Source organism: Acetobacterium sp. K1/6, from assembly GCF_034438075.1.
Taxonomy (GTDB): domain Bacteria; phylum Bacillota; class Clostridia; order Eubacteriales; family Eubacteriaceae; genus Acetobacterium; species Acetobacterium carbinolicum.
The window spans coordinates 267787-293042 of record NZ_JAXQGA010000001.1 but is presented as its reverse complement, the minus strand read 5'-3'; the positions used below and the strand labels follow the sequence as shown (position 1 = coordinate 293042).

Annotated in this window: 23 protein-coding genes; 18 read left to right on the top strand and 5 right to left on the bottom strand. The window is 43.8% G+C overall.

The features are described from left to right. Positions 1-136 precede the first annotated feature (136 nt). From U2P91_RS01340 to U2P91_RS01300, 9 genes are all read left to right on the top strand, one after another. Positions 137-1690: a sigma 54-interacting transcriptional regulator gene (locus U2P91_RS01340; protein ID WP_322518847.1), complete on the top strand. Its 1554-nt coding sequence runs from the start codon at positions 137-139 to the stop codon at positions 1688-1690. Positions 1691-1910: 220 nt separating this feature from the next. Beyond that, positions 1911-4046: an acetyl-CoA decarbonylase/synthase complex subunit alpha/beta gene (gene acsB, locus U2P91_RS01335; protein ID WP_322518846.1), complete on the top strand. Its 2136-nt coding sequence runs from the start codon at positions 1911-1913 to the stop codon at positions 4044-4046. Positions 4047-4321: 275 nt separating this feature from the next. Next, entirely contained in the window at positions 4322-4921 is a 600-nt protein-coding gene (locus U2P91_RS01330) for a GTP-binding protein (protein ID WP_322518845.1), read from the top strand. Positions 4922-4961: 40 nt separating this feature from the next. Next, positions 4962-5447 (top strand): hypothetical protein, encoded by a 486-nt coding sequence (locus tag U2P91_RS01325; RefSeq protein ID WP_322518844.1) that lies wholly within the window; start codon positions 4962-4964, stop codon positions 5445-5447. A gap of 283 nt (positions 5448-5730) precedes the next feature. After that, positions 5731-6348 carry a cobalamin B12-binding domain-containing protein gene (locus U2P91_RS01320; RefSeq protein ID WP_111887374.1) on the top strand — a complete coding sequence of 206 codons (618 nt, stop codon included), beginning with the start codon at positions 5731-5733 and terminating at the stop codon, positions 6346-6348. Position 6349: 1 nt separating this feature from the next. Next, positions 6350-7477, top strand: a complete 1128-nt coding sequence (locus tag U2P91_RS01315) for a uroporphyrinogen decarboxylase family protein (protein WP_322518843.1) — start codon at positions 6350-6352, stop codon at positions 7475-7477. Between the two features lie 13 nt (positions 7478-7490). Continuing rightward, entirely contained in the window at positions 7491-8294 is an 804-nt protein-coding gene (locus tag U2P91_RS01310; protein ID WP_322518842.1) for a dihydropteroate synthase, read from the top strand. Positions 8295-8453: 159 nt separating this feature from the next. Further along, the gene (locus U2P91_RS01305) at positions 8454-9104 is read left to right on the top strand and encodes a cobalamin B12-binding domain-containing protein (protein ID WP_322518841.1); all 651 of its coding nucleotides are present in this window, start codon (positions 8454-8456) and stop codon (positions 9102-9104) included. Next, positions 9101-9826 (top strand): GntR family transcriptional regulator, encoded by a 726-nt coding sequence (locus U2P91_RS01300; RefSeq protein ID WP_111887369.1) that lies wholly within the window; start codon positions 9101-9103, stop codon positions 9824-9826. Before U2P91_RS01305 ends, U2P91_RS01300 begins: the two co-directional genes overlap by 4 nt. A gap of 92 nt (positions 9827-9918) precedes the next feature. On the opposite strand, the gene U2P91_RS01295 is transcribed toward U2P91_RS01300, so the two are convergent. The 4 genes from U2P91_RS01295 to U2P91_RS01280 all read right to left on the bottom strand — a co-directional run bounded on the left by U2P91_RS01295 (position 9919) and on the right by U2P91_RS01280 (position 13779). Then, a complete protein-coding gene (locus U2P91_RS01295) occupies positions 9919-10695 on the bottom strand; it encodes a GDSL-type esterase/lipase family protein (protein ID WP_322518840.1) in 777 nt (258 codons plus the stop codon). Between the two features lie 13 nt (positions 10696-10708). Then, the gene (locus U2P91_RS01290) at positions 10709-11710 is read right to left on the bottom strand and encodes an ABC transporter permease (RefSeq protein ID WP_322518839.1); all 1002 of its coding nucleotides are present in this window, start codon (positions 11708-11710) and stop codon (positions 10709-10711) included. Between the two features lie 13 nt (positions 11711-11723). Then, complete coding sequence (locus U2P91_RS01285; protein WP_322518838.1) at positions 11724-12638, bottom strand: ABC transporter ATP-binding protein; 915 nt, start codon at positions 12636-12638, stop codon at positions 11724-11726. 331 nt (positions 12639-12969) lie between these two features. Continuing rightward, entirely contained in the window at positions 12970-13779 is an 810-nt protein-coding gene (locus tag U2P91_RS01280) for a phosphatase PAP2 family protein (protein WP_322518837.1), read from the bottom strand. A gap of 479 nt (positions 13780-14258) precedes the next feature. On the opposite strand from U2P91_RS01280, the gene U2P91_RS01275 reads away from it, so the two are divergent. From U2P91_RS01275 to U2P91_RS01240, 8 genes are all read left to right on the top strand, one after another. After that, positions 14259-14801: a DUF2284 domain-containing protein gene (locus U2P91_RS01275; RefSeq protein ID WP_322518836.1), complete on the top strand. Its 543-nt coding sequence runs from the start codon at positions 14259-14261 to the stop codon at positions 14799-14801. Continuing rightward, positions 14798-15730 carry a DUF1848 domain-containing protein gene (locus U2P91_RS01270; RefSeq protein WP_322518835.1) on the top strand — a complete coding sequence of 311 codons (933 nt, stop codon included), beginning with the start codon at positions 14798-14800 and terminating at the stop codon, positions 15728-15730. Before U2P91_RS01275 ends, U2P91_RS01270 begins: the two co-directional genes overlap by 4 nt. A gap of 198 nt (positions 15731-15928) precedes the next feature. Then, positions 15929-16420 (top strand): nitroreductase family protein, encoded by a 492-nt coding sequence (locus tag U2P91_RS01265; RefSeq protein WP_111887362.1) that lies wholly within the window; start codon positions 15929-15931, stop codon positions 16418-16420. Between the two features lie 332 nt (positions 16421-16752). Then, positions 16753-17328, top strand: a complete 576-nt coding sequence (locus U2P91_RS01260; RefSeq protein ID WP_322518834.1) for a glycerol-3-phosphate responsive antiterminator — start codon at positions 16753-16755, stop codon at positions 17326-17328. Positions 17329-17376: 48 nt separating this feature from the next. Beyond that, positions 17377-18024, top strand: coding sequence for an SGNH/GDSL hydrolase family protein (locus tag U2P91_RS01255; protein WP_322518833.1), 648 nt, complete (start codon positions 17377-17379; stop codon positions 18022-18024). A 74-nt stretch (positions 18025-18098) separates the two neighbouring features. After that, positions 18099-19631 (top strand): amidohydrolase, encoded by a 1533-nt coding sequence (locus tag U2P91_RS01250; RefSeq protein WP_111887359.1) that lies wholly within the window; start codon positions 18099-18101, stop codon positions 19629-19631. A gap of 11 nt (positions 19632-19642) precedes the next feature. Further along, positions 19643-21130: a glycerol kinase GlpK gene (gene glpK, locus U2P91_RS01245; RefSeq protein ID WP_322518832.1), complete on the top strand. Its 1488-nt coding sequence runs from the start codon at positions 19643-19645 to the stop codon at positions 21128-21130. 588 nt (positions 21131-21718) lie between these two features. After that, positions 21719-22885, top strand: coding sequence for an MFS transporter (locus U2P91_RS01240; RefSeq protein ID WP_322518831.1), 1167 nt, complete (start codon positions 21719-21721; stop codon positions 22883-22885). A 70-nt stretch (positions 22886-22955) separates the two neighbouring features. Here the strand turns inward: U2P91_RS01240 and U2P91_RS01235 are convergent, their stop codons facing one another. Next, positions 22956-23615 carry a helix-turn-helix domain-containing protein gene (locus tag U2P91_RS01235; RefSeq protein WP_322518830.1) on the bottom strand — a complete coding sequence of 220 codons (660 nt, stop codon included), beginning with the start codon at positions 23613-23615 and terminating at the stop codon, positions 22956-22958. 329 nt (positions 23616-23944) lie between these two features. Here U2P91_RS01235 and U2P91_RS01230 point away from each other — a divergent pair, with 329 nt between their 5' ends. After that, the gene (locus U2P91_RS01230; protein ID WP_322518829.1) at positions 23945-25129 is read left to right on the top strand and encodes an MFS transporter; all 1185 of its coding nucleotides are present in this window, start codon (positions 23945-23947) and stop codon (positions 25127-25129) included. The last annotated feature ends 127 nt before the right edge of the window (positions 25130-25256 follow it).

The following is a 25256-nucleotide window of genomic DNA, read 5'->3' as shown; positions in this document are numbered from 1 at the left end:
TGTTAATTAAAAAACTATCAAAGTTTTTTTTGGTTGCTTAATTGTTTGATCATTAGCCAAACATCAGCTATAATAAAAGGAAAAGACGGAACGGATCAGGTCTTTTATCAAATCCAAAAATTTAGGAGCGACGGCGATGGTTAAAAATGGCATTGGGAACGATGAGAATTACAATCATGTTGAAAAAAATCTGAAAAATGTGCTAAATCTGGCCAATACCAGTCAGAATGCCAGGGCAGTTGAGGAAGAAATCTACTATAACACAGCTAAAAATGTCGGCCGCAACCTGAATGTGACCGATTATAACAGCTTATCCGAAAAGATCACGGCCTTGGGAATTGGCCAGATTGTCATGACCAATATGTCCGATGAAAAAATTGTCTTTCGGCTGGACGACTGCTTTACCTGCAGTGAGATGGAAAATATCGGTAAACCGGTCTGCTATTTTGAAGCTGGGATCCTGGCCGGGGCTGTCAGTACCATCAGTAAGCAGGATATGGATGCCGTGGAAGTCCGCTGTAACGCCCTCGGCGACAGCTATTGCGAATTTGAAGTCACCAAAGCAAGTGCTCATAAAAAGAGCGTGAATCATGACAGCGATGGTGGCAAAACCGATATTAATATGCTTTACCTGACCATCAACTCCTTGAAACTGGCCAAAAGCAAAAATCAACTGCTTGATAAAATCTCCGCGTTGGAAGAACAAATTGATGAAAAAAGCAAGGCGGGCAAACCGGACACCGTCACCTTACACGATCCCAACGTGTTGGTCGCCAGCGCTGAAATGATTGACCTGGTCAATTACATCAAGAAAGTAGCTAAGACCGATGCCTCAATTTTAATGCGCGGCGAAAGTGGCACCGGGAAAACGATGTTTGCCGAAGTGGTCCATCAGGAGAGCCCCCGAAGTCACAAACCCTTTATTTATATTGACTGCACCACCATTCCCAAGAATTTTTTTGAAACCGAACTGTTCGGCTATAGCCCCGGGGCCTTTACCGGAGCCAATAAAAAGGGGAAAATCGGAAAACTGGAAATGGCCCAGGGCGGCACGGTTTTTTTAGATGAAATCGCCGAGATTCCCATCGAAATCCAGTCCAAACTACTCCGTTTTCTGCAGGAAAAGAAGTTTGAAAAAATGGGCGCCGTGACAACTCAACACGTTGATACCCGGGTAATTGCCGCCACCAGTCAAAACCTGGAAGCAATGATCGGGGCCGGTTTATTCCGAAAAGATCTTTACTACCGGCTCAATGTGATCAACATCGTGCTGCCGCCGCTGCGCGAAAGAAGTCAGGAGATTCCCGGTCTGGCGCAGCGAATCCTGACACAAATCAGCCAGGAAACGGGAACGGCGGTGAAAAAAATTGATGCCGCCGGTCTGCGTGAATTAATGAATTATAGTTGGCCGGGAAATATCCGCGAACTGGAGAATCTAATCAAAAGACTGACCTTTTTAGTCGATGATCCGATCATTTCCAGGGCCGCGATTGAAAAAGAACTCAACACGGCAGAATCGTTAAATGTCTTTGCCGGGGTCGCCAAAAACGAAATCAAAGAAAATGAAAAAGAGCTGATCGTCAGAGTACTGCAAAACTGCCGCGACAACAAATCCGCGGCGGCGGCCAAACTGGGGATCACGCGCCAAACACTGTATAATAAAATCAAAAAGTATAACATCACATCATGACGCCCAGGCTCTTGTCAGCTGGTGTCAAATTGTGTCAAAAAGTGTCAAGGTATCCTTGACAGTGTCAAAATAATAGACACTGCTGATGCTGGAATATTAAACGAAACCCGCCTGGATGGAGAATCTGGCGGGTTTTATTGATTGGCACAAAAATTGCTATACATTTAGATATGTATAAATACTAAAAAAAAATTTCTTTGAAAAGGAAGAGTGAAAAACTATGAGTTTGACAGATTTAATTTACGCTGGTTCGAATGCGGTTGCCGGATTAACGGAAGGCGCCGTTAATGATGCCATTGCAAAATATGGCGAAGGTCATGCGGTTGGCTACCCGGATACGGCTTATTTTTTACCAATTATTTACGCCGCCACCGGTGTTAAAATTAAAACCCTGGGTGATTTACCAGCGGCAGTGGGGATTTTGAAAAGTCTGATCACCAACAAAGAAGACCTGGGTGACGCCTTAAACGCTGGACTGGCCACTGCCGTTGGCGCTGAAATTATTGAAGCGATCCGTTACCTGGATGGCGATCCTTACGTAAATGATGCCGGAATCGGGTTTGTTGCCGATCCGATTATTCGTTCTTTGGGCGTGCCGCTGGTAACTGGCGATATTCCCGGGATTGCCGTGCTGTTAGGCGAATCCTCAGATCCTGCTGCTCTGGCTGCGATAGTTAAAGATTATCAGGAAAAAGGCTTACTGACCTTTATGGTTGGTAATATCATCGAGCAGGCCTTAGAGGCAGGTGTGAAAATGGGACTGGACTATCGTGTTATTCCTCTGGGCCATGAAGTAACCTCCGTAATACATGTGGTCTCCGTTGCGATTCGGGCCGCGCTGATCTTTGGCGGCATCGAGCCAGGTAAATTGCCAGAGTTTTTAACTTATACCAAAGAGCGGGTCCCGGCCTTTGTTAATACCTTCGGTGAATTAAACGAAGTGATTGTCTCGGTTGGCGCTGGTGCCATTGCTTTAGGCTTCCCGGTTATCGCCGATGTCCCGGTACCTGAAGTACCCGGCGCGTTAATGTCCCAGGCCGACCACGCCAAAACCGTCGAGTTTTCGTTAGAAGCCCGGGAAATTAAAATTAAAGTCACGAAAATCAATGTCCCAGTTTCCGTAGCCTCCGCTTTTGAAGGTGAACGGGTTCGTAAAGATACTATGTTTGCCGAATTTGGCGGCAACAAAACCGAGTGTTGGGAACTGGTTACCAGCGGTGATCCAGCCGAAATGGAAGATCATAAAATCACCCTGATCGGACCGGATATTGATGACGCGATGTTTGCTGGAGCTGACGTGGTTCGTTTGCCACTAGGAATTGTCGTGACCGTTGGCGGTAAGGCGATGCAGAAAGATTTCGAAACCGTGTTGGAGCGCCGCATCCACTACTTCACCAACTACATCGATGGTGCCATGCATGTGGGCCAACGTAACATTGCCTGGATCCGCTTAACCAAAGAAGCCTTTGAAAAAGGGTTCCGCTTAAAACACATCGGTGAAGTGCTCTATGCTAAAATGCGTTCCGACTTTGAAAAGGTTGTTGATAAATGCGAAATTACCATCTACACTAAGGCGGAAGATGTCAAACGGCTGGGCGAAGAAATGGTTAAACCGATCTATGCCGAACGTGATGCCCGAATGAGTGCATTAACCGATGCCAGCGTTGATGAATTCTATACCTGTTTATTATGTCAGTCATTTGCCCCCAGTCATGTCTGCGTCGTCACTCCGGAACGGTTGGGGTTGTGTGGCGCCGTCTCCTGGCTGGATGCCAAAGCCACCAAAGAACTGGATCCATTGGGACCCAATCAGCCTATTATCAAAGGTGAAGCCGTGGATGAACGACTGGGCATCTGGGATTCCGTCAACGAGGTGGTTAATACCGCGTCTCAGGGAGCTGTCGAAAAAGTAACCCTCTATTCGATCCTCGAAGACCCAATGACTTCCTGCGGTTGTTTTGAATGTATCTGCGGAATCATGCCCGAAGCCAATGGCGTCATCATCGTTAATCGTGAATTCAGCCAGACCTCGCCGGTTGGCATGACCTTTGGCGAGTTGGCATCAATGACTGGCGGCGGCGTGCAGACCCCCGGCTTTATGGGTCATGGCCGTTTCCTGATTGGTTCGAAAAAATTCATGTCGGCTGAAGGTGGCTTATCGCGAATTGTCTGGATGCCAAAAGAATTAAAAGACGATGTAGCCGAACGACTAAACAAAGCCGTCTTCGAAATGACCGGCATCGAAAACTTTACTAATATGGTCTGCGACGAAACCATTGCCACCGACTCGGAAGCCGTTTTGGAATTCCTAGAAACTAAAAACCATCCAGCCCTGGCGATGGACTCGATTATGTAGGCAATTTGCCACGCTGTTTCTGATTGGGTCGTTGATTAGGCAGGCTGATCTAAAAATGGACAGTGACCTACCCAGTCACAGGAAATTAATGCAAAAGACGTATTTCATTTATGAGATACGTCTTTTTTATGCTAATCATTAACTAAATGGGTTTATTGGATGAGAATATTCGTAAAATATCAAAAATAAATTATTATTGACTTGACAAAACGTTTTCACAGGTATATATTTTATCCATACATACTTGTACGTATAAGTTAGATTGGAGACAGAACATGAACGATCCAAAATTAATCCTGTTCACTGGATTTCTCGGTTCAGGAAAAACCTCTCTGTTGTTGGAGAGTGCCAAATATTTGGCAGAAAAAGACAAACGTTGCGCCATCATTGTTAACGAAGTGGGGGAGATTGGGATAGATAATCTTCAGATGAAAAAAATGGGCTATGATGTCTGGGAAATTTTTGGCGGTTGCATCTGTTGCACTTTGGCAATGAGTCTGGAGGAAACCATCACTCAGTTGATGACAGATTTTCAGCTGGATTATATTCTTATTGAGCCTTCCGGGGCAGCGGATCCATCAGCCATCTATCCACCGCTTGAACATAGTGGCTTTCGCAAAGAAAAAATCAGAAATGTGTTTATCCTGGATTCCACCCGGGTAGACATGTTCGAAGCGGTGTTGGAACCCTATCTGGCTACGTCCATTCCTCTGGCGGATGTCGTGGTGATCAATAAAATCGATGTGGCTAGTCCGGGGGAATTGGAAAAATCAGATATGATCATCGGGAAATATAACCAAACGGTTCCGTTATTAAAAATAAACGTGAATGAGTTGAGCGAAAATCAGATCAATGAGATGCTCAAACACGATTGAGTTAGTAGCAGTTTAAATAAAAGAATATGGAGAAGCGACTATGTATCAGAATACATTTGAAACCCTGGCAATTGAAACCACCCTGTCATCACGGCTGCCTATTCCCAATGAAAAGTGGCAGGAAATCGGCTGTTTTTTTATCCAAAGCTATCTCGAACAGCTGAGTAAGACCGAAAAATATGTTATTGGGCATATTAAAGGGTTGATTGAACTGGCTGATGATGGGTTTATCAAACTCAGCTGTGTCAGTCAGGATAAGCCGATAAACTGTGAAAGTCATAGTACTGGCGGAAACATTCGGGAAGGTCGCCTGACTTTTAATGGCATTGTATCCGGCATCGATAAAAATAAGAATCTTCAGTTTTTTCACATGGCCCTGGCACGAACTTGCAGTGTTTTTGAGTTGATGACCGATTATCGGGAAGCTCTGGATGATGAGTCCCTTAGCCATCAATCAGATAAGCCTTGTCCAGTTTGTCATGGTCATCATCAAGACTCAAACGAATCCTGCGATCATCACGATTAGTGATAATAGCCGATATGTATCGGTATTATAAAGAATCCATTAAGTAGAAAAAGGAGGAACGAACAGCAGATGACAAAAAAAGAAAAGACTCCTTAGGTTCCTAGTACAGGCATTGCGGGCCCTATAGTACTTGAGGAAGGTTTAAGGAGATCTCATCAGAATTTTAGCACAGATCCGAAGAAATGATAACAGAAATTTCATTTTTTTAGAAAAATAATTGATTTGTTAATATTGATGGCGATGCTCCTCTGCAAAAAAAGTAAAAAAATTGGAGGAATGTAAAATGGCAAAAATCAGTGAATTACTGGCGAGTCTGGAAATGGACGAGCTGATGGAAGCAGTGCAGAAGGAATTGGACAATGGTACGGATCCGGTTGCGATCCTCAAAGAAGGCGAAGCCGGGATGGTCAAAGTTGGGGAAATGTTTAGTGCCGGAGATTATTTTGTATCCGACCTGATGATGTCCGGCGAAATGTTCAAGGAAGTGGGCGAAATGCTGGAACCTCATCTGGCTGGAAAAACCGGAGATGTTCTGGGAAAAGTGGTACTGGGTACGGTTGAAGGCGACATCCATGATATTGGCAAAGACCTGGTTTATATCATGCTTAAATCCGGTGGGTTTGATGTCATCGATGTCGGTGTGGATGCTAAGCCTGAGGCCTTTGTGGATGCTCTGAAAGAATCCGGGGCACCTGTTCTGGCACTGTCCTGCTTACTGACCACCTGTTATGACTCGATCCTGAATACCGTTAAAGCGGTTGAAGCAGCGGGACTAAGAGACCAGGTGAAAATTATCATTGGTGGCGGACCGACGGATGAATCGGTTGTCAGATATACCGGTGCCGATGCCGTAGGGGATGACGCCCAGTCGGCAGTCAAATTATGTAAGGAGATGCTATAAGATGGCTAGCCAATTATACGAAGAAAGATGCCAGAAAATTAAGGATACGGTTAATTTTGAGAATAAAAAAGTGACCACCTGTTATATGGGACAAGCGGCTCCGGCAGCCCATATGGGTGTAAAAATGAAGGATTTTGCAATGAATCCCGATATTAACATCAAAACTACCTTGGATTATATCAATGAAATCAATACCATTACGTCAGTGGATTGTATAAATGTAGGGGTTAACGGGATGCGGTCTGATCATAGTCTGCCAATGGCATGGTTGTCAAAAATAAAAATGCCGGGTAGAGAATTACCGGATGATTCATTATGGCAAGTTGTAGAAACCGACATTCTGAGTCGGGAAGATTATGACGTGATAATAAAACAGGGCTTTGATGTAGTTTTTAATCGAATTTTACCGCAGTTGGTGGATATGGATGAATTTCAGGAAACCATGGCTTATCAACAGAAGAACGGACAGAAAAATGCTGAGTTATTTATCGACAGTAATTATCCGGCAGTGAATAGTGCCTTTGCCAGTCCGCCGTTTGAAGTTTTGTGTGGCGGGCGATCGATGTCGCAGTTCTTTATGGATTGTTATAAAGTCCCGGATAAGATTGAAAAAGCAATTGATGTGATGTTGCCTGGTTCGATTGCGGGGATGTTAGCAACCTTGAACCCCCAATATGGCAATGGTGCCTGGGTTGGTGGATGGCGTGGGGCCAGTGCCCTGGTATCCCCCAAAATTTGGAATCGCCTTGTTTGGCCGGGAATGAAAAGTATGGCTATGGCGCTGGTTGAAAACAATCATATTGCTACCTTTCATCTTGATCAGTGTTGGGATCGCGACATTGAGCGTTTTCTCGAAATGCCGGTCAAGAAATCGATCATTAATACTGATGGCATGACTGATCTGAGAAAAGCAAGAAAGGTTTTGGGAGAACATGTCGCGATTATGGGTGATGTACCATCACCCTTGTTGGCAACCGGGACAACACAGGAAGTGAAAGATTATGTTAACAATCTGATTGATGATATCGGCCCGACAGGACTGTTTATCACAGCCGGATGTGATGCACCCGCCAACACGAAATTTGAGAATATGGTGGCCATGTTCCAGGCTGCCAACGACTGGAAGTAGAACAGGAGCTATAATGATATTTATCGGAGAAAAAATAAACGGCACCCGCAAAGCCATTCAGGAAGCGATACTGGGCGGGGATGCTGACTTCATCAAAAAAACCGCATTGGATCAGGCCAACGCCGGAGCTGACTATCTGGATATCAACGCTGGCACTGATCCCTCCCGGGAAAAAGATGATATGCTATGGCTATTGGAAGTGGTACAAGCAGTTACCGATATTCCCATCTGTATTGACAGCTCCACCCCTGATGTTATCAGAGCTGCCATCCATGCTGCTAAAGCAACGCCAATGATCAACTCGATCAATGGTGATCCCCTGCGTCTGGAAAGCTTTATTCCCTTTATTAAGGAGCGGGACTGCCAGGTTATTGCTCTGGCTTTGGATGAGTCCCAGTCGGGTATGCCTAAAACCGTAGCGGAACGGATGACGGTATTGGAACGGATTTTTATAGCAACTCGGACAGCCGGTATTGCCGATGATCAGGTCTATGTGGATCCGTTGATCATGGCGGTGGCAACCGATCAACAGGCTGGACTGATTGCCTTTGAATCGATCCGGTTGATTCGCAGCACCTACCCGGAAGCTCATATCAGCGGCGGACTGAGCAACATTTCTTTTGGGCTGCCTAACCGGGCGTTGGTCAACCGCACCTTTCTGACGCTGGCCGTAGCAGCCGGCATGGATTCGGCAGTGGTCAATCCGGAAAATGTACCGTTGATTGAGTCACTGAAAGCAACGGAGCTGTTGCTGGGGAAAGATCGCTTTTGCCGGAAGTACACCACTGGGGCCAAAATTGGATTCGTCAAAAAATAAGAGAGTTTACTAAAAAACATACTGGTTTCACCAGCTCTTTTTCTGAGATTCGGAAAAAGGGCTGGACTGGTTCAGTTAATAGAAAAGCAGGTAGGCCCAAAAAAGCATGTGTGTTATAATCGAACGTACAGATCTGTACGTTAGCGCTGAGGAGGAGAAATGAAGGAAAAACTGATTGAACTGATTGCCGACCTAAAACTGGATGAGGCTGAAGAGCTGGCCGATAATCTAATTGGGCAGGGCATCGACGTTCAGGATCTCTATGATCTGGTGATGGAAGGCCTGGCAAAAATTGGAAAAAAATATGAAAGTGGCGAATGCTATATTGCTGATCTGATTGTATCGGGAATGATTGCTAAAAATATTTTCGCCGCTGCCAATCTGGAACAGGGAAGTCGTTCCGCAGAAAAGCCTCTTGGTACCGTCCTTTTCGGAACCATTTTTGACGATATCCACGACATTGGCAAGGATCTGATGATCGATGCGCTGGAAAATCGGGGTATCTGTGTCATTGATTTGGGAGTAGACGTAAAGGTGTCAAAATTCGTGGAAGCCGTCAGACTGCATCAGCCGGACATCATTGCGGTCAGCTGCGTTATGACCAATTCCATTCCTTATCTGCAGGAGTTGGGTAACACGCTGGAAACGGAAAATCTGCTGAAAAGCTGTCGTTTTCTGTTGGGAGGAGCAGTGGTCAATCAGGATTATATCAAAATCCCCCAGATTGATTTCATGACCAATAATTTCTATGAAGGCATTCAATATTGCGAGGTTTACCTGAAAAAGAAAAAGGGGGAGTTGGATAAATGAGTGATGTTTTATATTTGGCAATCGTGACGAGTTTAAAAGACAAGATCTTAAAAAGCCAACTCAAACCCGGCGATATGCTGAATTCTGAGACTGCTTTAATGCAGGAATACTCGGCCAGCCGGATGACTATCCGCAAAAGCCTGTCCCTGTTGTCCAATGAGGGATATATTTATTCGGTGCCCGGCAAGGGAAATTTTGTCTGTAAGCCGGAGGTGGATATTTTTCGGTTCAAGTTCAACAAATATGACGGCCTCAACATCCAGATTGATAACGTCAAACTGATTTCAGTTAAGGTGATTCGTCCAGTCAGACAGATTGCTCGGATTCTGAATCTGGAAGACAATCAGAAGGCGGTGGAGGTTAAGCGGATTCTTTATTCTGATGATAAGGAAATCGCCATGGAAATCATTTATTTGCCTTACGTCCACCATCAGCCGGTAATTGAAGATATGCTGAAATTTGCCAATTACATGAAGCCGGTGGAGGAAAAGCTGGCCTTTGTTTTGGATAAATCTTTGGATATTACGGTTGCGATGCCTTCGGAAGAAGTCCGTGAAAAACTCTGCTTGTCAGAAAATGAGCCAATTTTTGAAATCACGGAGCTGATCAGAAACGAGGCTACCCAGCAGATTCTTCAGTACGCCTGGTTTTACGTGAGCCCCAAATACTTGAGCATCAAAGCAGCGACTCCCAAAGACAGTGAAGACAAGCGGATTTTTTAAAATCGTCCCGGCCGGAAGTCCTTTATTTAGCGATTTACTTAATGTGTTTTTTAAATGGTTAGATCAAGGGCTTTTGATAACAGTGATTTTAGTCAATCAATGCCATTTAAAACGCGATCTAGCGCTTCGGCAATCACCTGATAGCCAATATTGCTGGGGTGAAACCGATCGGCCGCCAGGTAGGTATCCAGATGATACTTAAATGCGTCATCGGTAGGGATGTAGGCCGTTTTTAAATCGGCATCGGCCATAAGTTGTGTTTTATAATTCCATTCAAAAAATTTTTGAGAGAGTCGCGGATCCTGTTCGGGATAGGGATTATATAAACCGACCAGGGCGATTTGTACTTCTGGATTAAGCGCACGAATGCGGCTGAGGGTTGTTTCAAGATTTTCTTTATAGGCGTTAAAGGTCTCCTGAAAGATCACTTCCAAAGAGCGGGCATCCTCAGATTGGAGGCGACTCAGATCATTGCCGCCAATGGAGATAATAATCAGGTCGGCTGCTGCAATATACGGGGCATTTTCGGGTGCGGCCACAAGCGCAGCCAGTTCCGAGCTGATGGCCCCAGAGACCGATAGATTCACGACTTCCATGTTTTTTTCAGGATCGATTAGCGCGGCATAGCGTTTACCCAGTCCCATATCCGGATCATCACCGACTCCGAATCCGATCGAATCCCCAAGAACTAAGATGGCTTTATTTGTGCTAGACGGTTCAGTTTGAATGGGCTCAGTGGCTTCGGGAAGTGTTTCCTGTTTTTTTTCGCCGCCATTGGTGATGGTGATCGAAATGATTAATCCCGTCAGAAATACAAACATCAGGATGATTGATGCGAATAAGATCAGGGGCCATATTTTTTTGATCATGATTGCCTCCTTATTAAACCAGCACATCTTTGCGATTAAAAATCTGAAACCCAATCACCAGTGCGAGTATGCCCCATAAGCCCAGGGTGATGACTGAGAAATTCAGACTCATTCCCGGAATCGGCTGGTAGGAGCCGGTTAAATATCGGGTGAGGTCCAGATTAGAGACAAAGAAGAACTTGACGATCGGCCAGTCTGACAGAAAAAACTGCAAAAATTGTCCGCCAATCAAGGCCGCCATCAATACTCCAATGGCCGAGACCGTATTATCAACGATAATCGAAATCAATAGGGTCAGTGCAGCAATTACAATCGCAACATACCAGGTCAGCGAATAAATGAGTAAAGTATATTCAAAGCGGCTGACCAGAATCACCGCATCGGCGTTTAATTGCCCATCGATTAAGCGAAAGCCAGTGGCAACGGGTTCATCAAAGCCCCATTGTCCAAAGAAAAGATAGGATATCAGAATTGCCAGCAGCCCCATGATTAAGACTACCAAGGTGGTCATCAAAAGTAGTGCAATCAATTTGCTCAGCAAAATTTTCCACCGCGGTACCGCCCGGGTTAACAAAACCTTGATGGTCCCGGTTGAAAATTCACCAGAGACCAGATCGGCTGCGAGGATCACGATGATCAGGGGAATCAGCAGTGAGATGCCCTGTTCGACAAAATCGACGCTGAACTTAGCGGCGCTGGGAGTAATCGGGTTAATATCATTATCGATAAAATAACGCAGTTGCTTGATCTCAATTTCAATGGAGGCAATGCCGTCCTCGGGAATATAGGGGCTATCAAGGCGCTTTTCAAGATCCTCAAGTTGCTGGTTGGCCAGGCTTTTCCAATCGTAATTGCCAGTGTCTGAGAAATTATTGAAGCGGTCAATATTTTTCTCATAGGTATATTGTTGGCCATAGGAAAGCAGGGTAATGAAAATCATCAGCAAGCCGATAATCAGAATCAGTTTTTTCTTTAACAACAGCTTGGTGACTTCATTGCGAATGAGGTTTAGCATGATTTTATCCTTTCTATTGAATGGCTTTATGGTTGGTTAGGCTGAGGAAGAGTTCTTCTAAGGTCGTATTTTTAGCCGAGGCGGTTTGCAGTTCCAGGCCGGAGGCGATCAGGATAGCATTGATATTAGGCAGTATTTCCAGATCGATGGCGGCAATCAGCTCGTTTTGAACCGTGATTCGGGAGTCCAGCTTAAACTGCTCACTGAGGATTTTTTGCCCCTGGGCGGGATTGTTTAAAACCCATATGATTTCACCGGTTGATAACATTTCTGACACTGTGCCGTCCCGAACAATCATCCCCTGATTGATAATACAGACTCGGTCACACATCAATTGGACTTCACTGATTAAGTGTGAAGAAATAAGGACTGAAATCCCTTTATCTTTGGCCAGAGATTTGACAATTTCGCGAAATTCATGGATACCCTGAGGATCAAGGCCGTTGGTGGGTTCATCAAGAATCAGTAAATCAGGTTGATGAATCAGGGCCTGAGCTAAACCGATCCGTTGTTTCATGCCCATCGAATAAATACTCACCTTATCATGGATGCGCTTTTCCATACCGACCAGTGCGATGGCATCATCAATCGCGGCCTTGGTAACCTGCTTTGACATGGTGCCCAAGAGTTCCAAGTTTTTATAGCCGCTTAGATACTCGTACAGATCAGGGCCCTCAATGATGCAGCCCACATGCGACATCGCATCGACATAATCATCACGAATCGAATGCCCACAGATTGAAATGGTCCCACTGCTGGGCCGCGACAAGCCGACTAGCATTCTTAACGTTGTCGATTTGCCGGCACCATTGGGTCCTAAAAAGCCTAAGACTTCACCCTTATTAAGCTGAAAACTGATGTCTTTAATAATTTCTTTCTTCTTAATGCTTTTGGATAGGTTTGTAACGTTTAAAACTGGCGTATCCATAAAAACCTCTCTTTATAGCAGATGATTGGAATGTTTCTAATTAACTATATGCCCGGAAAGAGAGGGTTCAAACAAGAAGTTTAGAATACTTTGATGAGATCCCTGCCAGATCGTGGTTAAAGCGAGTCCCATCGCTTTAGCAACAAAAACCTCGGCAATCCTGTTGTCGAGGTCCTTTAGTCGTGGCCATTAAAACGAGATCATTTTTTATTTCCTTCCTAGTATGCTCTCAGTTGATAAGTAAATACCCTTTTCCACTCAGTTAAAAAAATTATATCAACAGCGCGTCACAATTATTAACCCAGACATGCAGCAGCTCCTGTGTTAAATGTCAAAATGAATTAGTAAGAATTACGCTTAAAATTCCCCATGTTGTCCCAAGCATTGCGCCTCCGAGGACATCCCGTGGGTAGTGCATGCCGACATAAATACGCGTGATCCCAACAAACGATGCCATCAGATAGACAGCCACCCAGATAAAAAAATTGGTGTGATCATAGGGTAATAGAAAAGTTGCCATAAAGAAGGCCTGACTGGTATGTCCGCTTGGAAAAGAACTGCCTCTGGCTTGGGACCCGACAATGCGACTGTTTTCAATCTTTTTATATGGTCGGGTACGATGGATAAGCACTTTTATTGATTCAACCACTAACCACAATGATAAGGTACCTAGTGCAAAGGCATACGCAAGGAAATGACGCCCTGAAAAATATAAAATAATGGCAACACTTATTGCAAAAAGGCCATTGCCAATCTGTGTAAAAAAAAGCATGATCCAATCAAGCCAGACGGTTCGGTGTCCATGCATATTAAAATAGGTAAAAACCCAGACATCAACACGCTGACCAATTGACCATACAAGTGAAATGGCTGTTAAACTAAAAATCAGTACCAGGATAATCAGAGATTTTTGGTTTTTTACGGTCCCTAAAAAAACGATCCATACGTAATCAGGAATGAACAAAAGAAACGAAAAAAAGACAAGGGCTACCATAATTAACCAATAAATAGGTGGAATTCGATGCATTCCAGTGATGAATTTTTGCCATACGTCGTGAATTTTAACCACCGGCAAGGGGACTTTTCTGTTTTTTTTAGTGCCTTTGCCTCTTACGGGCTTATCCGGATTTTTACCCTTCATTTTGCTCTAGAACCGGTATTAAAAATGAGTTTAAGGCGTTTTGGTAACAGATTTGTTTTTAAAATTTTCATTGTTTATTCCTCCAAGGTTTCAGTTTTTTCATTTCGTTTATCATTTCATCCAACAACATTTTGTCTTCGGTTTTCTTCTTTACCATTAGTCTAAGCGTTTTCTCTAGAAATTATATCATAGCCAACTCAATCCAGCCAACTCACAATATGTTAAGAGATCAAAACCTTTGCAAGATGAAAGTGTTGAGCAGAAAAAGGAAGCAAAATTGTCGGAGCGATTGTGATCGATGAAGTCGCCAAACAGATAAACGAACCAACCGATTAACGATTTAAGCTTGTTGTTACACGATCCTAATGCTAAAATAGGTTATTGCTTCTTGCAACCGCAAGCCACCTACAATTGTAATGAGAACTAATAGTCAAAGCTGGATATGGCTAAAGAGCAGGCTCAAATAGGAGGAAACACGAATGAAAGATTATCTAAAACAGGGAGAATTTACTGAGATCGCAGAACTTAAGGATATCAAAGACATTCAGATCACCCAGGAGGTGCGTGATCGTTGTGCCGATAATTATTGCGGATTTTATGGTAAGAATCACATGTGTCCACCGGCAGTGGGAAATCTGGATCATTATCGCCAGATGATTAAACAGTATGATCACGGATTGGTCTTTTCGAAAGCCTATCCGATCAAGTCACGCAGTGATTATAAAGGGATGGTAGCGGCTGGAGTTGCCTTTCGGGAAATCATTCAGGAAATTAACAGGAAGGCAAAAGCAAATCATCAGAATGGTGTTTTTTTTACAGCGGGAACCTGTGGAATCTGTGAAAAATGTGCCATTCTTGATGATGAGCCATGCCGGTTCCCAGATGAGGCGATTCCATCTCTGGAAGCAGCAGGAATTGATGTAGTCCAACTGAGTCGAGATCTGGGAATGAAGTACAACAACGGTGCAGATAAGGTGACGTATTTTGGGCTGGTGGTATATCGGGAAGGATCGGCAAGATGATTTTAAACACCGGCAATCGCACCGATATTCCGGCATTTTATAGCGCGTGGTTTTATAATCGTATCCGGGCAGGTGATGTCATGGTTCGCAATCCCTATTATCCCCAGCAGGTCATCCGATACCGCTTGAGCCCGGAGGTGGTCGATTGTCTGGCTTTCTGCACCAAAAATCCGGCTCCGATGCTTGACCGGCTGGCGGAAATCAGTATTTTTAAACAGTTCTGGTTTGTGACTATTACCCCCTATGGCCGGGACATTGAACCCCATGTGCCGGACAAGGTCCAGGTCATTGAGTCCTTTAAACGACTGTCCGAGGCGGTGGGGATTCGGGCCGTGGGTTGGCGCTATGATCCGATTTTTATTTCGGAACAATATCCGATGGAATTCCATTTGGAAAGCTTTGAGCAAATGGCCGCCAGCCTCAGCGGCTATACTGATCAGGCGGTGATTAGCTTTATCGATCTTTATAAAAAAACCCGGCGTAATTTTAATGGTGTCCAGGCGGTCACGGCGGCAGAACGCATTCAAATCGGACAGACTTTTGCCGCTATCGCCGGGAAAAATAAGATGACGCTGCGGACCTGTTGTGAAGGAACGGAGCTGGAACCCTATGGGGTTGACTGTTCCGGCTGTATGACAAAGGCTGTGTTGGAGCGCGCTATCGGAGTCAGTTTGAAAGTACCCAAAAACCGTCATAATAGTCGGACAGGCTGTGACTGTCTGCTAGGTAGCGATATCGGGGTTTACAATACCTGTGGTCATGGTTGTCGATACTGTTATGCCAATCACGATGACCAAACGGTTAAGTACAACATGAAAAACCACGATCCAAGTTCGCCTTTTTTAATTGGCAACGCCATGTCAGAAGATGTTATCAAAGAAGCCAAACAGGTATCCTATCTGGATCGGCAGTTGTCATTATTTTTATAAATTGGTTCAGAAATGTTTTTTTTCGGTCATTAGGGATTCCTTTTAAATTATAATGGATACTTACTATCATTTTGGGTAGTAAGTGACTAATACGTGTATACTTGTATTTTTGAAAATCATTGGTAAAATGATAACATGAATAGAAGTAAGACATATGCAATCACAAAATTACGATTATAAAATTATTGGAGGAAAAAAATGAGTGCAATTTTTAGTCGAACTAGTGTTAGAAAGTATGAAAACAAAGAAGTGGAAGGGGAAAAAATTGATGCGATTCTAAGAGCCGCGATGGCCGCCCCATCAGCTGCCAATCAACAGCCCTGGGAGTTTTATGTGGTTAAAAAGAAAGAAACCATGGCGGCGCTGGCTGATTGTAGTCCCTATGGTGGATGCATCAAGGATGCCGCCATGGCGATTGTACCAGTTTACCGTAAAGAAATGATGATGCCGGAATTTGCCGACATTGATATGGCTGCTTGTACCCAGAATATACTTTTGGAAGTCACCGAACTGGGTCTGGGTGCTGTTTGGATTGGTATTGCGCCGTTGGCAGACCGGATGGAAAATGTCCGAAACGTGTTAAAGGTACCGGATCATCTGACACCCTACGCCATTATTCCAATTGGTTACCCGGTTGCAGAAGCTGATCAGAAAGACCGGTTTGATGTAACCCGAGTCCATTTCGAATAAGTCCAGAAAATTATTGTCAAACGATCAAAAGCCGTAGCAGCCCCAAAAGGTTGCTGCGGCTTTTTTAGAATTTGCGGATGATCGCCAGAGCCCATCATCGCTATTTATTTTTTAACATACTAGCTATTGACACCGTGGTAAAAAAGTTATAAAATTTAAAAAGAAAACCATTACAATAGAATAGTGTTGGACAAGAGTTTAAGAGATGTCCGTATGATACTGAGGATGAAGCAAACAGGATTGACTGGATTGTGTCCTTTGTATGATGCGGACTTTTTTCATGCTTAGCAAAGAAAAAAGAGAGTCTTTAATGAAAGAAACAGGTGAAATTTATGGTCACAAATAAGTCTGAGACATTACGGTTTAAATCGGTCATTCCTTCTGTACATCAACGGAAAGAGTTACTCTATGCCATGGAAAAAACCGACGCTGATTGGATTATGCTCAAATTGGGAGATGTCAATACTTTGCCCCAATTAGTTAGTCATATCCATCGCTCCGGAAAAAAAGTGATGGTCCATCAGGATTCAATCAGAGGAATTGCCCGAGATAAAATGGGTATTCAGTATATGGCTAACTGTGGTGTGGATTGTGTCATTACGATGAAATCCCCCTGTGTGAAGTATATCAAAGAAACAGGATTGATTTCAGCGTTTGGATTTTTTGTGATCGATTCAAATGCGTGTCGAACTGGCCTTGTGAGCATCAAAGAACATGAACCCGATGTGGTCATTCTAATGCCGGGAACTATTCCGGAAAGAATTATTGGTGACATAAAAAAAGAAACCCAAGCACCAATTATTTTAGGGGGATTAATGACAACTTGTGAGCAGATTAGCGCTGCCATCAAAACAGGGATTGCGGCGGTAGCTACCAGTAATTGGGAACTCTGGAATCTGGAATGCTGAAGCCATTATAATTGGTATCAAAAATTTATATAAATGGAGGAAAAACGAATGAAAAATATGATGATTTTTGGTGACTCAAACACCTGGGGGTGGGATCCATCCAATGACCTGGTTTCAGTGATCAAGCGGTGGCCAGATGAAGTTCGGTGGGCAGGAGTATTGCAGGCAGAGTTGGGCAATGACTATAAAGTGATCCCGGAAGGTTTAAATGGTCGGACCACGGTTTGGGATGATCCCATTGAAGAATATCGTTGTGGAAAGCACCATATTATTCCGTTGCTGGATTCCCATGCTCCGCTGGATTTAGTCATTATTATGATTGGTACCAATGATTTAAAATGTCGTTATACCGTTACTGCCCAGGATATTGCCAATGGCGCCAGCATTATTCTGGATAAAACCTTGGCACAGATCGGCGCGTTCGGTGCCAAGGGGCCAAAGGTGTTATTCATTGCACCACCACCACTGGGCCCGATCGAAGATGGTCTTTTTAAGTATATGTTTGAAGGAAACCGAGAAAAATCGGTTCAAATGGCACAATTTTATAAAGGTGTGGCAGAAAGTCGGGGAGTAGCCTTCTTTAATGCTGGAACAGTTGCCAAAGTCAGCGCTATTGATGGTTTGCATCTGGATGCAAGTGGCCACTCGACATTGGGAAAAGCTGTCGCTACTGAAGTTAAAAAGATACTCGAATAGATAACAAAACAGGCGACCTCGTGTCGCCTGTGATAGTTAAAACCATATTGAACAGAATGAGGAAGGAGTCGGCAATGGAAAATAAACTTGCCCTCATTAACGGAGTTGGTATCACCATGGATAAAGAGCAACCTCTATGCCAGGGTATTTATATCAGCGATGGAATAATTACAAAAATCGGAAGTAGTCAAGAAATAAAAAAACTGGCCGTCCAGGAAAAAGCGGAGATGATTGATCTGGAGGGAAAAACATTTTTGCCCGGTCTTCATGATTGTCATGTTCACATGATGAGCACCGGCTTGTCAGCTTTAGGCATCAATTTGTTTGACTGTCAATCCATTAATGAAGTGATAACAAAACTGAAAAAATCAGCCAAGAAAGAAAATTGGGTATTTGGCTACGGACTGGATGAATCCCGGTTGATTGAGAAAAGGCCACCGAATGCTAAGGAACTGGATGTATTTTTTGGTGAACGGCCTGTGTATCTCATTGATCGGGGATTACATTATACCCAAGTGAATACCCTGGCCATGGAAATCATGGCGTTTACTGGAAATGAAGAAGGGCTGAGCAGGGATAATAATGGGAACCTGACGGGAAGACTTCATGCGTTGGCCAATGCCCATGCCCGAAAATATTTTTTTGATAAGTTAACCTGGGAACAGCGGGAAGAGGCCATTCGTCATACTGCAAAAATGGCGGTGGAAAAGGGTGTAACCACGATTCATGCAATGGAAGGTGGGGATTTGTCGTCAGATGAGGATATTCCAGTATTTTTAGAAATAATAAAAAACTTGCCGATTCATGTGGTACTCCACTGGTGCACCACTGCGGTGGAAAATGTGGTGGAAAAAAACTTGAAAATAATCGGTACCGATATTCTTTTGGATGGTTCTATCGGTTCACGAACGGCTGCTTTTAATGAACCCTATGCTGACGATCCTAGTATCCTGGGTGAACTCTATTACTCCGATGGGTGGATTATCAACTATATTGAATCAGCTCATCGAGCTGGCTTGCAAACGGGTTTTCATGCCATTGGTCAACGGGCGATTGCCCAGGTTTTAAATTGTCTGGAACAGGCGCTGCTTAACTACCCGGTCACTGATCATCGCTTTCGGATTGAACATTTTGGGTTTCCTGATGAACAAGACATTAACCGGGCGGCTGCTCTCGGTGTGGTGATCTCTACTCAGCCAGCCTTTACCTATTTGCGCGGAGGACCGGGTAGTGTTTATGAAAATCGGGTAGGACCAGAACGAAACCAACGGGCCTACCCGATTCGCGATTTTATTACTGCTGGCATCACTGTTAATGGTGGATCGGACTCAAATGTGACGCCAATTAATCCGCTTATGGGGATCCATGCGGCGGTGAATCCACCATATCGCCAGAATGCCATCACTCCCTTTGAAGCAATCCGGTTATTCACCATTGATGGTGCATTTACCGCAAAAGAGGAAAAAATACGCGGTAGCTTAAGCCCCGGAAAAAGTGGGGATGTCACCGTTTTGAATCGAAATCCGCTGGAGGATTCACCCGAAACCATCAAAGATATTGGTGTTGAGATGACAATTTTTAGAGGGAACGTTGTCTACAAAAAATAAAGGAGGATCAGATGAAATATATTTTAGGGATTGACGAAGGAACAACTGGTATAAAGGTGATGATCTTTGATCAGACAGTTAATATTATTTCACAGGCTTATTCAGAATTTACCCAGCATTTTCCTCAATCCGGCTGGGTTGAGCACGACGCCAATGAAATTTGGGAGGTTACCTTGAAAATGGTAGCTGAGGCACTAAAAAATGGGAATATCAAGCCAAAAGACCTTGAAGCCATCGGTATTACCAATCAGCGCGAAACGACCGTGTTTTGGGATAAAAATACAGGTCAGCCAGTTTGTCGGGCGATTGTCTGGCAGGATCGACGGAGCTTGGCTATTTGTGAAGCATTAGAAGCCAAAGATGGAGCCGGGATTGTGGATCGAACCGGGATGATCATTGTTCCTAATGATGCAGCAACTAAAATCAGATGGCTTCTAGACAATGAGCCCAAGGTTAAGGCCGGAGTCGAAAAGGGCGAATTGCTTTATGGAACCATTGACACATGGCTGGTCTGGAAGCTTACCGCAGGCCGTGCTCATGTAACGGATTATTCTAATGCATCAGTTACTCTGCTACAAAATGCCAGAAACCTTGACTATGACGAATGGATTCTCAATGAATTGCAGATACCCAAAGAAATATTGCCAGAACTAAGAACCTCCAGTGAGGTGTACGGGCTGACCGACCCCACTGTTTTCTTTGGGGCCGAAATTCCGGTCGCCGGGATTTTAGGTGATCAACAGTCGGCTGCCTTTGGTCAGGGATGTCTGGAAAAAGGCATGGCAAAGAATACCTATGGCACCGGGTCTTTTATGGTAATGAATACCGGAGATACCTATGTGCCCCCTTCCGACGGTCTTTTCTCACCGGTTTTATGGAGTGCTAAAGGAAGAACGGATTATGGCTTGGAAGGAATGGCAGATGTTTCAGGTGCGGTGATCCAATGGCTGCGGGATGGTCTGGGCATAATCAATGACGCAAAAGAAGCGGAAGAACTGGCGCTTCAAGTGGAAGACAGTTTAGGGGTTTATTTTGTACCGGCGTTTGTGGGGTTAGGGGCACCCTATTTTGATTCCTATGCCAGAGGTACCATTATTGGTATTTCCAGAGGCACCACCAAGCATCACATTGCCCGGGCGGCTTTGGAATCGATGGCGTTCCAGGTGAAGGATGCTTTTAATGTGATGGAGAAAAAATCCGGCTTTAAACTAACAAAACTCAGGGCTGACGGCGGTGGCGCAAAAAGTGACTTTTTACTTCAGTTTCAAGCCGATATCTTAGGAATTCCTGTTGAGCGGCCAATCATTACCGAAACCACTACCCTGGGGGCAGTTTATGCTGCTGGTTTAGCAGTCGGCTATTGGGATAGTTTTGAAGAAATAAGCGAGTTCTGGAAAATTGAAAAACGATTCGAACCACAAATTGGTGAAGAAAAGCGTCAGGAACTATGTGCGTTCTGGGATAAAGCCGTTAAGCGCTCAATGGATTGGTTGGAATGAGTTTTTTAACAATCTAAACGATGAAAATGAATCACATGAATCAGAAAGCAACTTAACGACCGAAATAAGTAAATACAACGAATTATGAGCATTGAAAAATAAAATTAGGTAAAACGAAGCCGTATTCAACCAGCATTTTGTTGAATACGGCTTTTTAGGCTTTCTTCATGCGCTGAAGCTAAAAGAAAGAAAAACCAGCATTATTTTGTCACAAATAACCAGTCTGATTAAAAAATATGGGCATAGTGACCGGCTTTCGTTATCGCAATATTTGTTTTGGTAAGGATTTCTTTCATGTCGTTATAAAAAGACAATCAACTGGAATCAGATCTACTATTGCTTTGGACAGACAGCTTTAGCTCTTCTTCCAGGGTATTAATCTGTGAGTGACAATTGGCTAGGTGACAAACAAATATTGCGTAGTTCTGGAAAAATTCAAGGTTTGAGCCATAAGTAGACTCTTGTTAACACTGAATACGTTGACAGAAAAATCATGATGTAATATAATACACTAAATTTAACCGGTAAAATAAATGTGATAAATAAAATTATCGGGTGAAGAAACGTTATTATTATTGGGAGGAAGTTTTGGAAAAGAGAAAAATTAAACTTGCAATTCTGTCGATATCATCATTATTGATGATATCGATGACCGCTTCAGCAATTCTGGCTGATATTCAGGCTTATTTTGTGGGAGTGGACCCGTCGCTGATTTCGATGGTTTTAACCATTCCAGCATTGATGGGGCTGGTGTTTGCCTTTGCATCAGGGCCCTTATCGCTGCGTCTGCCAAAGAAAAGCCTGGTGATTTTTGGTCTGGTCTGCGGCCTGGCCGGGGGGATGATCGCCCTGTTTTTTGGTTCAACCAATATTTATGTGCTGCTGGGCTGCAGTTTGCTGTTGGGGGTTGCTCAGGGGATGAATTCCACCATGTCGATGGCATTAATAGCGGAATACTTTGTGGCGGAGGAAAGTGGTGCTCTGATGGGTCTTCAGTCAGCCTTTGTCAATGGCGGTAGCATGGTACTTCTATTTAGCTCCGGGATGCTGGCTGGGGTTTCCTGGCAAATGTCCTATCTGGTTTATCTGATTTTTATTCCGGTAATTGTTATTGTCATGAAAAATCTGCCTAAAGATAATCCGCCAGCTCATGTCGAAGAAAAACACATCCAAAAAAGTGCCAAGCTTAATGCCCGAGTTTATTTCACAGCCTTGACCATGTTTTTGTTTGGAGTCTTTCTGTTTGTCTTTCAAACAAATATTGCCCTCTATGTCGCTGGTAAGGGTTTGGGAGATGCCTCTACCAGTGGACTCATCAACACCGCGATGTCGGCATCGGGAATGCTTACTGGTATATTTTTTGGACGGATGCAGCGGGTTTTAAAAAAGTTGGTGATTCCGGTATCCTTACTCGTCGGTGGAACGGGGATGTTACTGATCTTTGTCCTGGGCAATCTGCCATCACTGTTTATTGGAGCCATGTGCTGTGGTTTTTGTCTGGCGACCATCAACCCGGCGGGAACCTTTGCTGCAGCCAATGCGGTACATCCTTCTATTAGTTCATTAGCGATTGCGATTGTCACGGCTTCGACTAGTGTGGGGATCTTTGTCTCACCCATCGTTTCTAATGGGGTCGCTAATTTTGCTGGTGGCAACATTGAAATTAAATTTTTGTTGGCGGCCGTCGGGCTCGCTTGTGTAGGGGTGATGTCATTTATTGGTAATGCCATACTGGATCGGAAACAGCTAATTTAACTCACTTGAACGTAAAAAACTCTCGGATTCGATTGTGAATCCGGGAGTTTTTTGTGGTTATGACAAAGTGTTACTCAATTTGGAAATAAGGCTTGAAGGAAAAGGGAACCTGTCTGATGACTTCTTTACTTTCTGCCAGAATGGCATCAATCCGAGCTTTATCAATATGCATCAGTATGAAGTTGAGTCGGGCGATATAATCCAGACAATCTTCCTGAGTGCAATTAAATTCACCACGATCGTAGGCCCATAAAACCGAAAAGGAGGCGCCTCGGGCGGCATTGGCAATCATTGCCAGCTCATCGGTATCATCATGAATATCCAGATGATAACGGCGATCATGAATTTTGTAGAGTCGGATGCTATCTTGACTAAACAGATCTTCATATTTGTCGTCAGCTAGTTCTTTCAAAAACCGCATAGCATTAGGATCGGTGAGAAACATCAGGTTATAGAGCCGAATTTCTACCGCGGTACTGACTTGAAGATCAGCCTTTCGTCCTTTGAAATAATCGGTATATAGTTTAAAAGCGATTTTATTTTTTAGTTCAAACAGGAAAGTATCACTGACTGCCCGGGCTAAGCTGGATTTTGATTTAAAGTAATAAGAAATTAAAGGTTTGGTAATTTCACAGATCTCGGCAATTTGATCCAGGTAGGTTTTTTTATAACCCTGCTCATAAAATAATTTGCTGGCCACCTGGAGAATTTGTTCTTTCTGGTTATTCATGGTCATCTCTCTCATGTTGTTATTTAAAGCTATTATTTAATTTTAACGTTTTTAGTTGATGGATGCAAGTATAATTTAATGAACCGGTTCAAATTAAATTAATTTAAAATATGTTGACAATTCGTAAAAACCGATTACAATACAAATACTGAACCGGTTAAAATATTTAAACCGGGAGAATTAGTCGAAAAGTATCCTCGTTAAAATGGGAAATATGTTGCTATTATGCGTTTAAACGGTGACAACAAAAGGAATGGAGGAAATGGTGAGGAATTGCTTTATTAGTCATTTTTCGTAAGAATATTGAGTTCATTTAAGAGGAGGAAAAAATGAATCAAACAGTAAAACCCATCTCAACCTTTGCAATTTTGGCCATGGCATTTTTTGGAATGGGTGTCGGCACCATTGCCCCTGCCCTTAATGCAATTTTTGTGCAGTTTTCGGATTTACCCATTACCACGCTTCTGCTGGTATCCACCTTACCCTCATTAACTGTTATTCCAGCTACCCTGATTGCCGGATCCGTAGCCGGTAGCAAAGTAAAATACCGGACTTTGGCAGTTTTTGGGATGTCGCTTTTTGTACTCGGCGGTGTAGCCCCCTTTTTTGCAACTGACTTTACTGTAATATTGCTAGAACGTGCCATCTTCGGGATAGGTCTTGGAATGGTGGTGCCTTTGGCTAATTCATTGGTTATGGGGGTATACGAAGGCGACAAAGTCGCAACGATGACAGGAATGGTTACACTCTCTATGAACATTGGCGGAATGGTACTCCAATTCTTGGACGGTTATTTTGCTGGGATCGGCTGGAACTATAGTTTTTTACCGCATGCACTGGGTATTGTTTCACTGATTATTGTAATCTTTTTCCTGCCAGAGCCACCATCAATTCCAGTTACAGCTGAAAGTCAGGCGGCTCCCAAAGAAAAACTGCCGGTTAAACTGTTTATTATCGTACTGGTATTTGGCCTTTACATTTTGTCAATTTATCCCATGTTGGTTAATATGTCCACGCTGATTGTTGAACGGGGATTAGGAGACACGGCAACTGCAGGGATTGTCCTAGCACTTTTGACCATTGGTGGGATGATCGCTGGCTCGATTTTTGGAAAAGTATTTAAGGTTTCCGGCCGCTTTATTCTGGCGGTGGGCTATGCCTTCGGTTTTGTCGGATTGGCTATGGTCGTATTTGCCTCAAATATATTTATTTTGACACTTGGTGTCTTTCTTGAAGGGATCGCCATGTCGACACTGATACCGGCCAACATGATGATTATTTCGATGACAGTTAAACCGTCTCAAATGGCTTTAAGTGTATCAATGATTATGGCTAGTATGAATTTGTTTGGATTTTTATCAACCTACTGGATCGGCGCCATTGCAGCCATCACTGGGGACGCTGTAACAGCTCCGATCATGGTGGGGACGGTTGTTCTGGGCATCTTCTGTGTTCTATATCTGTTTATAAATCCACTTAAACCGAGTGCACCAGAAGTGGTAAAAGGTGTATGAATCATTAAGAATAGAACGGTTTTCTTAAAAGATAACCAATTAAAGCCTCCCATTATTACAAAATGGGGGGCTTTTACGTGGAATATTGAGTGAATTGTTGATACTTCTACTTAATGCAACAAGAAAG